At 30.4% G+C, this 13,908-nt stretch carries 13 protein-coding genes; 6 read left to right on the top strand and 7 right to left on the bottom strand.

Annotation, left to right across the window (positions count from 1 at the left end; all coding sequences use genetic code 11):
- Positions 1 to 191: 191 nt before the first annotated feature.
- Together KPL51_RS00065 and KPL51_RS00060 are read left to right on the top strand one after the other, a co-directional pair.
- Positions 192 to 1,133: a serine/threonine protein kinase gene (locus tag KPL51_RS00065; RefSeq protein ID WP_216155507.1), complete on the top strand. Its 942-nt coding sequence runs from the start codon at positions 192 to 194 to the stop codon at positions 1,131 to 1,133.
- A gap of 162 nt (positions 1,134 to 1,295) precedes the next feature.
- On the top strand, positions 1,296 to 3,764 hold the full coding sequence (locus tag KPL51_RS00060) for a WG repeat-containing protein (RefSeq protein WP_216155504.1): 2,469 nt from the start codon (positions 1,296 to 1,298) through the stop codon (positions 3,762 to 3,764).
- Positions 3,765 to 3,839: 75 nt separating this feature from the next.
- Here the strand turns inward: KPL51_RS00060 and KPL51_RS00055 are convergent, their stop codons facing one another.
- On the bottom strand, positions 3,840 to 4,055 hold the full coding sequence (locus KPL51_RS00055) for a hypothetical protein (protein ID WP_216155502.1): 216 nt from the start codon (positions 4,053 to 4,055) through the stop codon (positions 3,840 to 3,842).
- Positions 4,056 to 4,293: 238 nt separating this feature from the next.
- On the opposite strand from KPL51_RS00055, the gene KPL51_RS00050 reads away from it, so the two are divergent.
- A complete protein-coding gene (locus tag KPL51_RS00050) occupies positions 4,294 to 5,514 on the top strand; it encodes a C40 family peptidase (RefSeq protein ID WP_216155499.1) in 1,221 nt (406 codons plus the stop codon).
- 72 nt (positions 5,515 to 5,586) lie between these two features.
- On the opposite strand, the gene KPL51_RS00045 is transcribed toward KPL51_RS00050, so the two are convergent.
- Entirely contained in the window at positions 5,587 to 6,681 is a 1,095-nt protein-coding gene (locus tag KPL51_RS00045; RefSeq protein WP_216155498.1) for a DUF3810 domain-containing protein, read from the bottom strand.
- 75 nt (positions 6,682 to 6,756) lie between these two features.
- Positions 6,757 to 7,149: a large-conductance mechanosensitive channel protein MscL gene (gene mscL, locus KPL51_RS00040; RefSeq protein WP_216155495.1), complete on the bottom strand. Its 393-nt coding sequence runs from the start codon at positions 7,147 to 7,149 to the stop codon at positions 6,757 to 6,759.
- Between the two features lie 259 nt (positions 7,150 to 7,408).
- Here mscL and KPL51_RS00035 point away from each other — a divergent pair, with 259 nt between their 5' ends.
- Positions 7,409 to 7,801: a rhodanese-like domain-containing protein gene (locus tag KPL51_RS00035; RefSeq protein WP_216155494.1), complete on the top strand. Its 393-nt coding sequence runs from the start codon at positions 7,409 to 7,411 to the stop codon at positions 7,799 to 7,801.
- A gap of 58 nt (positions 7,802 to 7,859) precedes the next feature.
- On the opposite strand, the gene KPL51_RS00030 is transcribed toward KPL51_RS00035, so the two are convergent.
- From KPL51_RS00030 to KPL51_RS00015, 4 genes are all read right to left on the bottom strand, one after another.
- The gene (locus KPL51_RS00030; protein WP_216155492.1) at positions 7,860 to 8,216 is read right to left on the bottom strand and encodes a NifB/NifX family molybdenum-iron cluster-binding protein; all 357 of its coding nucleotides are present in this window, start codon (positions 8,214 to 8,216) and stop codon (positions 7,860 to 7,862) included.
- A gap of 18 nt (positions 8,217 to 8,234) precedes the next feature.
- Positions 8,235 to 9,062 (bottom strand): Mrp/NBP35 family ATP-binding protein, encoded by an 828-nt coding sequence (locus KPL51_RS00025; protein WP_216155490.1) that lies wholly within the window; start codon positions 9,060 to 9,062, stop codon positions 8,235 to 8,237.
- A 111-nt stretch (positions 9,063 to 9,173) separates the two neighbouring features.
- Positions 9,174 to 9,626, bottom strand: coding sequence for a DUF134 domain-containing protein (locus KPL51_RS00020; protein ID WP_216155488.1), 453 nt, complete (start codon positions 9,624 to 9,626; stop codon positions 9,174 to 9,176).
- 232 nt (positions 9,627 to 9,858) lie between these two features.
- Complete coding sequence (locus tag KPL51_RS00015) at positions 9,859 to 12,336, bottom strand: CoA-disulfide reductase (protein ID WP_216155486.1); 2,478 nt, start codon at positions 12,334 to 12,336, stop codon at positions 9,859 to 9,861.
- A gap of 249 nt (positions 12,337 to 12,585) precedes the next feature.
- Between KPL51_RS00015 and KPL51_RS00010 the strand changes: the two genes are divergently transcribed.
- Entirely contained in the window at positions 12,586 to 12,930 is a 345-nt protein-coding gene (locus tag KPL51_RS00010; RefSeq protein WP_216155484.1) for a DsrE family protein, read from the top strand.
- 245 nt (positions 12,931 to 13,175) lie between these two features.
- The coding region (locus KPL51_RS00005; protein ID WP_216155482.1) for an RNA-guided endonuclease TnpB family protein at positions 13,176 to 13,908 on the top strand (733 nt) is incomplete at its 3' end.

The following is a 13,908-nucleotide window of genomic DNA, read 5'->3' as shown; positions in this document are numbered from 1 at the left end:
GGTAAAAAATAATAGCAAATGTATTTTTTATTTGTAAAGATTTTATATATGAAAATATGTTATTAGTATATATTATATATATATACTAATATGAGGTAAGATATGACTATAAGCAGCCACCCCTTAAAATTGGGTAACTATACGTATATTATAAATAGACAAGCTATGAAACATTATACAAGAGGTGAATTATGCTAAATAGTGGAGATATATTAGACAAAAAATATGAGGTAATTAAAATTTTAGGAAAAGGTGGTATGGGTACCGTTTATTTATGTAAAAACACTCGGTATGGAAACCTTTGGGCTATAAAAGAAGTAATAAAGGATATAAAAAATACAGGTATATTAACAGAAGCTAATATTTTAAAAGACTTAAGCCACGTAGGTATTCGCCGAATTGTCGATATATTTTATGAGAAAAATTATCTTTATATGGTTCAAGACTATGTGGAGGGGCAAACACTAAAAGAATATGTGAAAGTAAATGGTAAAATGCAAATGGAAAAGATTTGCCGGATTACATCGGATCTATGTGATATTGTAGGTTATTTGCACAATCAAAATCCAGCCATTATATATAGAGACATAAAACCATCAAATATAATGATAACTCCCATTGAAAAAGTTGTCTTAATTGATTTTGGTATTTCAAAAGTTTATAAGGGTGACATAGACCAAGATACAAGGAGTGCGGGTTCTAATGGATATGCAGCTCCGGAACAATATGGTTTAGGAAAATGTTGCAAGCAAACAGATATATATGGCATAGGAATGTTAATATATTTTATGGTTAAAGGAAAGGCGCCTATCACAGGGGTGGAGCCTCTTATTAATGAAAATTATGAGGAGGATATTGATATAAATTTAAAAGCAATAATACAAAAGTGTGTTAAAATCGATATCCTTGATAGATATAGTTCAGTTGAAGACTTAAAAAAAGAAATTTTGGAAGCATTAAAAGTAAATATATATGAAAAAACAGTGAAATTGAACGAGTATAATACTAGAACAAATAGGTGTACTAAAAGACTCCAAGAAAAGATATACAAAGAAGTAAAATTAAGAAAAAACATTGTGGGATTATTATATTTTATAGTTGCAATTTTAGCAATAATTTATATTTTATATTGATATTTTTCCAAGGATAGTTACAGTGCTAAGGTAGAATGAGAATCCCTATTTATTCATTTATGGTATATTTTATGACATTGTGTAAAATTTTTGTCAATAGGGTACACTTTTTTTATTAACTTCATATTATAGTAGTATGAATAAAATATGGAGGAAAATTTTATGACTAAGGCAGCAACTTTGATAAATTTTGTGCGGAAATCTTTGCCAATCGGTGCGGCGCTTGTGAATGCACAAAATCCTTATGAAGAAATGCCTGTTAAGATGGTAGATATAGATGGGGACGGTATACCAGAGATAATAGCAGCCTATATGTGGCAAGGAAATCCATTTGTTTTAGTTTTAAAAAATCATAATAATCTTTGGTACAAAATGGCTGATATTGAGGGCATAGGATATAATATAAGTTATCTGAATTTTGCAGATGTAACAGGTAGTGGAATTAAAGATTTATTAATTGGATGGCAGGTTGGAGCAATTTGGTCTGAGCTTAACATTTTTCAGGTTCGCAATGCCCAGCTTAATAGAATTATTAGTGATGTAATGTACAGTAGGATTGAAGTAGAGAATATTCCAAGTCAAAAGGATATAGATGGTAAAGTGAGAATAGCACTATGGAACCATGATACAGGAGAGGCATATAAGGTTGACTTACTTAGATGGGAGGACTCAAAATTAGTACCTGCAAAGGAGTCATACCCATATTATTTCAAGAAGGTAGTTGAGTATTATAAGGAAAAGGTAGAACAGATGCCTAAAGCGGCTTTCTATTGGTATTATCTAGGTGATGCTCAGATAAAAGCAGAAATGCAAAAAGAGGCGGAAAAGTCTATTGAAATAGGCTTGAAAATTAACCAAGATTATCCCTCTAAAGAAGCATTTCAGGAACTTATAAAAAATAATAAGGTTAATTTAAGGATAAATAGTATTGAGAGGCTACTTGCTTCCATTAGTACAATCCATGGATTTAGATGGGGGTATATAGATAGGGGAGGGGAATTTGTTATAAAGCCTCTTTATAATTGGGCTAGGCAATTTCAGGACAATGGTCTGGCTGTGATTACTATAAAAGATCTCTCGGGAATCATTGATAAAAGGGGTAAATACATTGTAAAACCAAAGTACCAGAGTATTCAAGAATTTTCTGAAGGTCTTGCAGTGGTAGTCTCTAAAAGTGGTTTTATGGTTATAGACGAGAAGGGTATTGAAGTTACAGGTGAAGTTTATAATTATATAGGAAGCTTTAGAGAAGGAAGAGCAGTATTTTCTATTATAAGCACGGATGGAACATGGTTGTATGGATATATTAATCGTAAGGGGAATATATCCATACCCCCTAAATATGAAATAGCTGGAGATTTTAAAAACGGAAAAGCAGTTGTAAAGCTTCAGCGAGGGAATTATGCTATTATAGAGGCTAATGGTGTGATTTTAAAGGAGTTCAAATATGCTTTTGTTTCTGATATAGGGGAGGGCCTTTTATCATTTAAAGAAAATGATAAAGATGGGTATGGATATATAGATGAAGCTGGAAATGTTGTAATAGCAGCGCAATTTGCTTCAGCTGAAACCTTTAAAAGTGAAAGGGCTGTAGTTAATACTTCTGCTAACTATTTAAATAAATATGGACTAATAGATAAAAAAGGTAATTTTATTGTAAGTCCTAAGTATAATAACATAGAATTATTAGGGGAGGGGCGTGCGTCTGTTGGAATAGCTATTAGTAAAAAGAGGCCTTATATAGGTTCTAAATATGCAATTGTAGATATTGATGGTAAATTTCTTACGGATTTTATTTATTATGGAGTATCAAATTATAAAAACAAATTAGCATCTGCTTATGATAATTCTAAGACGTTTTTTATTAATGAAGCCGGAAAGAAAATATCAAAATTACCAATTATACAGGGAAATGGAATTCTATCTTTTATAGGAGATATAATTGTGGTTCAGGTAGATAATAGAATAGCCTATTTATATAAAGCGGGGGATATTATATGGAGTCAGAATGGTAGTATAAAATTGAATGAGCAGTATACAATTAAAGAAAAGAAGTATAAACCTAGTAGAAATTTCTTAGTATATTATCCTCAAATTAATGGGATGGACAATAACAAAATAGAAGGCACAGTTAATAAAAAATTGAAAGAAAAATCACAGGTTAGGCATATTGATAGTAGTGAAGAAATTGACTATAATTATTATGGACAATTTGTTGTAGAGTTTTTTCAAAAGGAATTGCTAGTTTTACAACTTTCAGGATATAACTATCCCTTTGGGGCAGCACATGGCATGCCAACAGAAATTTATCCCCATGTGGATTTGAGTAGTGGAAGATTTTATGAACTAGAGGATTTATTTAAGCAAAACAGCAATTTCGCCTTAGTCCTAAGTGATATTATAAGAAAACAGATAGAGGATATGGGACCAGATTCAGGAATATGGATTGACCAGTATAAGGGGATAAAGAATGATCAGCTTTTTTATGTATCAGAGGAAGTACTAAATATTTATTTTACTCCATATGAAATTGCACCTTATGCTTACGGATTTCCTACATTTAAAATACCATATGAGGAAATAATGAATATAATTGATACTGAAGGGGTGTTTTGGAATTCTTTCAAATAAAAAAAAAATTTAAATTAACATCCAATTAAAGAAAGTATATATTATGCAAAGTGAATTTGCGTAATATATACTTTTTTATCCAATATAAAAGTCCGTAGTTTCTATGATTATTACTGGAAATCCATTTAGGTTACAAGGAAAATTTTTTTCGACTTCACTAGTTTTGTGGGTTACAAAAACAAGGATACAGTCATTTTCATTTGTAATGCTGGAAGCAATATCAATTACACCAGGAATATGTAGCCATTCCTTGCTAATCTGGCATATTAGTTTATCAATGGCTTTAGTCATTGGTGTGTTAGCAGCTTTGACTCTATATTTATTTTCATGTGCCTTACTCCCTAAATTAAATTATTAATACAATATATGCGATTTTTATGAATTCAATGCAAGTCATAAATTATAATTAATTATCCATTTATCTTATTTATTCCCTTGGGTTTGTCCCCATATCGTGCTATAATATTTTTATGACTAAAAAAACAAATATTTATAAAAAATTAACAACATTCGATGTGGGGGAATAATAATGAGAAAAAGAGTATTATCTTTACTCATAGCTACTGGACTAGCTATGTCAGCAAGTATGCCAATCGTAGCAGCACCACTAAGTGAGCAATTAAATAATCAAAAGAAACAGCTTCAAGTGCAACAAGATTCATATACTGAGCTGCAGAAGAATTTTGAGAAATTAGAGATATCTATTGAGAAGCTAGATTTTGATATTGAAAGTATATACTCAGGAATAGATAAAGCAAAACAGCAGATAAATGATACTGAAAATAAAATAGAGCAAAATACTAAGAATATAGCAATTGCGCAGGAAAATATAAAGGGCGAAGAAGATTTATTTAATGAAAGAATGAGAGTCATGTTTATGAATGGAGCAGATACATATTTAGAAATTTTGCTTGATTCTGAAGGGCTAGAGGACTTTATTTCAAGAGTAGAAAATGTAAAAAAGATTGTAGAATATGATAACCAAATTATTAGCGAATTAAATGTTAAAAAACAAGATATTGAGGATAAAAAAGAAGCACTTAATGATAGTAAGACAAAAATATTAGCATTACAAGCTGAGAATGAAAACAAATTGGACAAGCTTAGTATAAAGAAAAAAGAACAAAGCAAATTAATAGTAGAAGCAAAAACTCAGCAAGAATTACACAAGAATGAAATAACAGAAACTCAGGCATTACTCGGTAGTACTATGAGCGAAATAAAAAATGCGTCAAATCAAACACCTAAATATGAGGTAGCAGTAGCTACTCAAAATACTAGAGAAATTACTCCATCAAGAGGTTCAGTAAGCAATATAGTAAATAATGAAACAAGAGAAGAGCCCGTAAAAGAAGAACCCGCAAAAGAAGAACCAAGTCGACCTCAAAACTCATCATCAGTTAGCTCAAATGGAGTAATAGATTATGCTGAAAGTTTCCTCGGAACTCCATATGAGTGGGCAGCCACAGGTCCAAATACTTTTGATTGTTCAGGCTTTGTTCAATATGTATATGCACATTTTGGAGTTAGTACAGGTAGATCTACTTATGATCAGATAACACATGGAACATATGTGTCTAGAAAAAATCTACAGGCAGGAGATTTAGTGTTCTTTGGATCAGGAAGTCCACATCATGTTGGTATTTATGTGGGAAATAATTCATACATACATGCCCCAAGCACAGGGGATGTAGTTAAAATATCGCAATTAACCAGAAGTGATTATATGTCCGCAAGAAGAGTTAGATAATTAAATATAAATATGCTTAAATTGATGATTCTTTAAATACCCTATTTATAATGAAATAGGGTATTTAAAGAATTATTTTTTTCTGTATTCAGCAAGAAGTAAATCCACCATTGCACCATAGCTTTTTGTTCCAGATTCTTGATTTTGAGCCTTAAGATAAGTATCATTAATTTTATCACCCAATAATTCTATAGGACCAGAGTAACCTTTCCAAAAACGTTGATTGTAATTCAAGTCATTTAACACACTAGTACTACAGGTTGAAATCAATTCTTTGAATTTTTGAGAATCGTTTTTCCGTAAGGCATTGAATGAATAAGATAAAGCTGAAAGTGTTCCAGAGTATTTAAAATTCACATCAGGATGGTTTATACAGGCTATATATGCTATAAAGTTTGCCTCATCTTCCTTGGCAAATCCTCTTTGATGGGCCATTTCATGAGCAGTTGTAAAGGGAAGAAATGAATCAGGTTCTGCCATATTAATATTAGCTTCATTGGTAAAAGGAAAATAAAAGCCAGTAATTCCTGTATAACACATTGGAATTGAGAGTAATATACCCTTAGGTGTTCCGTAGTTACCTTTTAATTTACTATATTTTAGTGAGGCGCTATCATATCCTAAGTGAGCAGTTTCTAACATGTATTTTTTATTATAGGGAAGTTCCATTATGCCATACTGATTTTCTTTTAATTTTACTCTTAGAGTATTTGCATTATTTATAAGTATTTTACAAAGGCCTGCAACTTCAGCTGATGAAGAATTACGTATATTTAATTGAAATATTTTATCTAGGGTTAGCCTTTGATAATTTAATCCCCATAAAAGCTGAAATGAAAAGAATATTACTCCTGATATAGTCAGTATATTTAAAACAAAGTTTTTCAGTGTTTCTAATCTTCTATCTTTGTATTTATACAAGTGCAAAATTGCTCTTGAAATATAAAATAATACGAATGTTGAAAAAGATACAATTATAAGTTCTGCAAGAGAAAATGGTAAAAATCCTGTGAGTGCACTTAAAATAGTAGCAATTATTTTAAATAAAAATGAAGAATAGAATTTTTCTATAAAATTTGGAAGTATTCTAGACAGTTGTGATAGGATAATACTTAAAGGTAAAAGAAAGATTAAAAATAATTGCTTAGTGGTTACAAATTTCTTCAATAAAAAACCTCCTCTATATAATTAAATACATGAAAACCTCCAAGGAGAATCTTTGCTTGGAGCTCTTTTACATTATTATTTTTCTTTTAGTAAGTCTCTAATTTCAGTTAACAGTATTTCTTCATTTGAGGGAAGGATGTCAATAACTTTTTCAACTTTTTTATTTTTAGCGGAGGTTATAATTTTTATAAAAATAAAAAGTGAAAATGCTATGATTAAGAAATCTATGATAGCTTGAATAAATAATCCATATTTAAGGGATACCGCTGATCCACCAGATATTATTGAAGGCACATCGTATTTTAAACTATTAAAATTAACTCCACCCATTAATATACCAAGCATAGGTGTTATAAGATCATTAACTAAAGAGGTAACTATTTTAGAAAATGCACCGCCAATAACAACAGCTATAGCTAAATCTAAAACATTTCCTTTAAGAGCAAATTGTTTGAATTCTTTAAACATATACAAAACACTTCCTTTCAAATTCTATTTTACCAATTTACAGATGAATTATCAAAGATATTTTCTGTGAACAATTAATATCTAAAAAATATATTTTGCAATTTTTAGATTGTTATATTGCATTTATTTAATATTAATGATATTATATACCTATGGGGGGTATAAAACAATAATAGAAACTTAAAAATAATAAAAAAAAATAAGAAAAACATATATAGAACAAAACCATATTAAAATATAAAATTAAAAGGAGAAAAATATGAATAATTTATTTACCATAGTAGCTATTCTTTTATTAGCATACATGCTCTATCCTAAAATAATACTTAAGTTCAATAAAAATGTTAAAAATATTTCTGGGTCAGAGGCAAATTCCTTCATCAAAGACAATAAAGATCTTGTTATTCTAGATGTCAGAACTAAAGGTGAGTATCAATCAGGGCATATAAACGGATCTAAACTAATGCCTGTTAGTGAAATTGCTTCAAGGATTACTGAACTTGAGAAATTTCGTGGGAAACCAATGTTAGTTCATTGTGCATCAGGTGGTAGAAGCCCTAAAGCGGTTAATGTATTATTAAGAAATAATTTTGGACCAATATATCATATGAATCATGGGTTATCAGGTTTTAGTGGGAATTTAAAAAAGTAGCTTATAGATTTAATTATAGAGATAAAAAAATAAAGGAGCACATTGTGCTCCTTTATTTTTATTGGTGGTGATGTTCACCATGATGGTTGCAAGTTACATCTTTATCTTCTAAGGTTCCATTAATATATTCCTCAATGACTTTTTTATATTCACCGGATGCTCCTTTTATTACTTTAAGGCCATTCTGCTGTAAGCCAGTGATGGCTCCACCGCCAATACCTCCAGTAATAACCACAGTTGCTCCCTTTGCTGTAAGTAAGTCCGCTAAACCTTGATGATTATGTGCCAGTTCAACTGAAGATATTTCATCAATGCTAACAATTTTTTTGTCTTCTATAGTTGCAATTACAAAACTTTCACTCATTCCAAAATGTTGATTCACCATATTGCCCTTATTAGGTAGTGCTATTTTCATACTTTTACCTCCATTTTTTTATTTTTTTATATTTTTAATAATATTACTTATAAGATTTTCAGTTATTTCTGTTAATTCAGCATTTAGCTTGTATAGACCTTTGTTAGATATATTAACAATTTCTTTACACATTGGAATTTCACCAAGTAAATCTAAATCATTTTTATTTAGAAATTCTTGAATGTTATCTGATTCAAAAATTCTTATTTTCTCACTGCATCCAGGGCAAATGATATAACTCATATTTTCTACGAGTCCTATTACATCTATATTAAGCTTACGAGCCATATTTACTGCTTTTCCAACAATCATAGATACTAAATCTTGTGGTGTTGAAACCATTACTATGCCTGTAATAGGGATTGATTGCATTACGGTTAATGCAACATCCCCAGTGCCTGGGGGCATATCTATAATTAAATAATCAAGTTCTCCCCATATAACATCAGTCCAAAACTGTTTAACAACCCCAGAAACAGCTGGTCCTCTCCAAATAACCGGATCCTCTTCATTTTCTACAAGAAAATTCATTGAAATAACATCAATACCTTCAGCTGTTCTAACTGGTATAATACCAGATTCATTCATTAGCGGTTTCACATCTTTAACACCTAATAATCTTGGTATACTTGGACCTGTAATATCTGAATCCATAAGACCCACCTTATAGCCTTTTTTATTAAGTTCATTTGCAATAAGAACAGATATAGTCGATTTACCTACTCCACCTTTACCACTCATGACACCGATAATATTTTTAACTTTATTTAATGGATTATTTTCTATGCTACAGGTGTCTTTACTATCACACTTAGCATTTGATGGACAACTTTCACAATTAGCCATAAATTATCACCTCGTATTTTATTTGTCATATGCCATCTATATTATAATACTAGTATTCATTATTGTCAAATGCCAATAAAGAAAATAAATTTAAAGCGGAAACTTATGAATCTATTTTTTATTTATTAGATGTTTTTTGCATTGCCTATGACAAAAATTGCTTATTTTATTACAAGTTACTTCCTGAGAACCACATGAGGGACAAATACTTCTGTCTTCTTCATATTTTATTTCATAGGTGTTTTCACAGGACATGCACTTAAATTGACATACATTTCTTGTATAGTTTCCACCACTTATATTTATAGCTTTTCCCTCAATTAAAGCTATAGCAATCTTTTTTCGTGCACTATCAATTATGTTTTGAAAAGTTTGTCTTGAAACTTGCATTCTTTGCGCACATTGCTCCTGGTTTAAGTCTTCAACATCCTTAAGTCTCATGGCTTCAAACTCTTCAACCTTTATGAGTATTTCTTCAATTTCACATTTTCTTCTACCTGCGGGTACAAAGTATGTATATTCCGGTAAATTTTCTACTCTTCTATTCTTCACTGGCCTTGCCATTAATATTCACCCCATTTTTCAGATAGTTTTTTAATATACAACGTTCCTTATTGGTGGCATACGCTAATAAAATATTACATCCTATTTACCATAATGTCAAATCAGAAAAAAACAGTATAGAATTTATAAAATTAAAGAGTATTACTTTTGATCAAGTGTGCTTGAATCTACTATAAGAAAAAGAAGCATGGATATAATGATCCATACTCCTAAAGGTTATTTACTTGAAATATTAAATAAATAGATTTACATTTGAGTTTTCGGCTTCACCCAAGTAATAGCCAACTCCACCGATTTTTACTCCATCAATAAGTTCTTCTTTTGTAATACCCATAACATCCATGGACATTGAGCAAGCAACAACTTCCACACCACTATCTATTGCTGATTTTATTAAGTCTTCAAGAGAACTTATATTTTTGTTTTTCATTACGGAGCGGATCATTTTAGCTCCCATTCCCATCATGTTCATTTGAGAAAGTTTAAGTTTTTTGCTTCCTCTTGGCATCATAAATCCAAACATTGAATCTACTAACCCTTTTTTTACAGATACTTTTTCAGGTTTCCTTATGATGTTAAGACCCCAGAAGGTAAATAATATGGTAACTTTACTTCCCATTGCAACCGCTCCATTTGCGATAATAAAGGCTGCAATTGCTTTATCTAAATCACCACTGAAAACTACCATGGTTTTATTGCTTTTTTCTACAGTATCTGAGGCAATAAATTTATTTATTTTGTTTGTCTTATTGTTTTTTTTAATATAAGCATAAACCATACCTTTTTCTTTTCTTAAGTCTAATAATTCATTATTTGTTTTAGTACACCAAGATTTAATGTCTTCATAAAAGCCAGGATCAGAAGCTGTGACTTTTAATATTTGACCATCATTTAATTCGTCGACACTAGCTTTAACTTGAATTAATGGACCTGGGCAACATAGTCCACAAGCATCTAGGCTTTTATCATAATTATCACTGCTCTTATCTACTCCGACCTTTATAACTTGAGTATCGGGATCTAAAATCTGCCTTTTTGATGTTTCACTTTTTTCAACACTCTTTGGATTAAAGTTTGAAATTGAAACTGATTTATACCCTCCTGTTAAGTTTTTAACTTTAAATTCCTTTTGAGCTAAAATTCTTGCGGCTACATATCCACGAAGTCCTACCTGACAATATTCAAGTATTTCTTTATTCTTATCAAGTTCATCAATTCTTTCTCTTAAGCTATCTACAGGAATATTTATTGCGCCATCAATATGTCCATTACTAAATTCCATTTCTGTACGAACATCCAGTATTGTGGTATTTTCTTTATCATAGGCCATAAACTCATCTGTGGTTAATACATCCATTCTTCCTGCTAATACATTTTCAGCTACAAATCCTGCCATATTTACTGGATCCTTAGCAGAGGAGAAAGGTGGTGCATAGGAAAGTTCTAATTCTGTTAAATCAGTAACTGTTCCTCCTAGGCGTATAACTGTAGCAAGCACATCTATTCGCTTATCCACTCCATCATAACCAACACCTTGAGCACCTAGTATTTTTCCTTCATCATTAAAAATAAGCTTTAAAGTCATAGAAAGAGCACCAGGGTAGTAAGATGCATGGCTTGCAGGATGAACAAATATAACTTTATGAGGAATATTAAGTCTAGTTAGTGTTCTTTCATTATTACCAGTACTTGCAGCTGTTAAACCAAACACCTTAATAATTGCAGTTCCTAGAGTTCCCTTATAAGTAGTTCCAAGACCTGCTATATTGTCAGCTGCAATTCTGCCTTGTTTATTTGCTGGTCCTGCTAGTGGTATTGCGGATTTCTGCTTATTCACAAAATCAACTATTTCGATAGCATCGCCTACTGCAAATACGAAAGGTGCAGCTGTTTCCATTTTATCATTTACTATTATATGGCCTTTAGGTCCAAATTCTATCCCACTGTTTTTCAGAAAACCAGTATCAGGAAGCACTCCTATTGCCAAAATAACCATATCAGCGCTTAATTTTTTACCGCTATTTAAAATTATTTCTACACTATCTTCATTATCTTTAAAGGCTTTTACACCATCATTTAAAATGATTTCTACGCCATTATCTGAAATTTCCTTTTCAACTGATAAAACAATATCTGTATCAAAAGGAGCCATTATGTGAGGGGCTGCTTCTACTATAGTAACATTAAGTCCTCTTTCTTTTAGATTTTCAGCCATTTCTACACCAACATAACCTCCACCAATAACTACAGCAGTATTGATACCCTTTTTATCTACATATGCTTTGATGTTATCGGTATCTGGTATGTTTCTTAAGGTAAATATTCTTTTACTGTTAATACCTTCTATATTAGGCTTAATTGCTTTTGCACCTGGTGATAGAACTATATAATCATAGCTTTCTTCATAAGTGCCACGAACCTTACTATTAACTGTTACAGTCTTTTTTGCAGTGTCAATTCCTACAACGTCACTGTTGTTTCTAACATCAATATTAAATCTAGCTTTCATACTTTCAGGAGTTTGTACTAAGAGTTTATCTCTATCTTTTATTACTTCACCTATATAATAAGGAAGTCCACAATTTGCAAAAGAAATATATTCATCTCTTTCAAACATAATTATTTCGGCAGTTTCATCCAGTCGCCTTAGTCTTGCTGCGGTTGAAGCTCCACCAGCTACTCCACCTACAATTAATACTTTTTTCATCACAATTATTCCCCCTTGTATTCTTTTAATCTATGTATTAACTCAATATTATAATTGAATTTATTATATGTACATGTGTAAACTTATTGTTATATTAATATATTACGATATGACAATATAATAACACATACAGAACAAAAAGCAATAGAAATATCAAAATATATTTAATATTTCTGTAGGCCATTATATGTTATAATCAATCATAATATCTTTATTGATAAAATCAGTAGTGTAGAAAGGAGTTAATATATATTGAAAAAATATAATGTAATATTTCATATAGACGAAATTGAAAAAGTAAATTTAGTACTTGGAAATATAAACAATTTAATTATAGATTTAGGTGAAGAAAATTTGCAAGTAGAACTACTGGCAAATAGTGAAGGTGTTAAATTAATGATTGAAGATTCAAATGAATTTTTAGAAAAAATAAAAAACCTAAAACTAAAAAATGTTACTTTTGCTGCTTGTGCTAATTCATTACGGCAAATGAATTTAGACGAAAAACAATTATTTGATTTTTGTAGGGTTGTTCCTTCTGGGGTAGGGGAATTGGTTATAAAACAAACTAATGGGTATGCTTATATTAAACCTTAACATCTGCAGATTTTAAGTTAAAACAGATTACAAACACAGATACTGAAAATATGCTTAATATTAACATTTAAGTTTTTCAAGGACTTCACCTAATTGAAGATTTCGCCACTAACTCGTGACTTCAGTCATGAGTTAGTGGCGTTAAGTATTATTGTATAAAATATAAGTAAATTACACATGCTAAGTGTTGATACCACTGCGTTTAAATGGTATAATTAACTTATAGAAAGAAGGTGAATTTATCTATGTTAAAAGGATTTAAATATAGAATATATCCTACTGAGCTTCAAGAAATTCAGATGGGCAAAACCTTTGGATGTTGTAGATTTGTATATAATCAAATATTATCTAAAAAAATTGATTTATATAAAACTGATAAGAAATCATTATCTAAAATGGATTGTAATAATTATTGTAACAGGGAACTCAAAAAAGAATTTTTATGGCTTAAAGATGTAGATAAATTTGCTCTGACTAATTCTATTTATAATTTAGATAATTCATATAAGAAATTCTTCAAAGAGCATACAGGATTTCCTAAATTTAAGTCAAAACATGACCATAATTATTCTTACATGACCAACTTTACTAATGACAACATTAAAGTATTATTTGAGGATAATTTAGTTCAACTACCGAAACTTGGCAAGATAAAAGCAAAGCTTCATAGAAGATTTTTTGGAAAAATAATGTTTGCTACAATATCAAAAGTACCTAGTGGTAAATATTTTGTTAGCTTCAACGTAGATTGCGAAAATATTCAGCTACCTCTAAGAAGTAATACAATAGGTTTTGACTTGGGGTTAAAAGAATTTTTAATAGATACTAATAATGTTCACGTGCAAAGACCTAGAGCTTTATATAACAACGAGAAAATTCTTACTAAACTTCAAAGACAATTATGTAAGATGACTAAACATAGTAATAATTATAAAAAACAGACTGTTAAAATAGCTATTATGCATGAGAAGATAACTA

The sequence above is a fragment of the Clostridium bowmanii genome (assembly GCF_018861315.1).
GTDB classification, from domain to species: Bacteria; Bacillota; Clostridia; order Clostridiales; family Clostridiaceae; genus Clostridium_AD; species Clostridium_AD bowmanii.
The sequence above is the reverse complement of the archived record's forward strand: the minus strand, read 5'-3'. Positions and strand labels throughout refer to the sequence as shown.

Coding starts and splice junctions, on each gene's coding strand:
- KPL51_RS00065 (WP_216155507.1), top strand. CDS start 192: ATGCTAAATAGTGGAGATATATTAGACAAAAAATATGAGGTAATTAAA.
- KPL51_RS00060 (WP_216155504.1), top strand. CDS start 1,296: ATGACTAAGGCAGCAACTTTGATAAATTTTGTGCGGAAATCTTTGCCA.
- KPL51_RS00055 (WP_216155502.1), bottom strand. CDS start 4,055: ATGACTAAAGCCATTGATAAACTAATATGCCAGATTAGCAAGGAATGG.
- KPL51_RS00050 (WP_216155499.1), top strand. CDS start 4,294: ATGAGAAAAAGAGTATTATCTTTACTCATAGCTACTGGACTAGCTATG.
- mscL (WP_216155495.1), bottom strand. CDS start 7,149: ATGTTTAAAGAATTCAAACAATTTGCTCTTAAAGGAAATGTTTTAGAT.
- KPL51_RS00035 (WP_216155494.1), top strand. CDS start 7,409: ATGAATAATTTATTTACCATAGTAGCTATTCTTTTATTAGCATACATG.
- KPL51_RS00030 (WP_216155492.1), bottom strand. CDS start 8,216: ATGAAAATAGCACTACCTAATAAGGGCAATATGGTGAATCAACATTTT.
- KPL51_RS00025 (WP_216155490.1), bottom strand. CDS start 9,062: ATGGCTAATTGTGAAAGTTGTCCATCAAATGCTAAGTGTGATAGTAAA.
- KPL51_RS00020 (WP_216155488.1), bottom strand. CDS start 9,626: ATGGCAAGGCCAGTGAAGAATAGAAGAGTAGAAAATTTACCGGAATAT.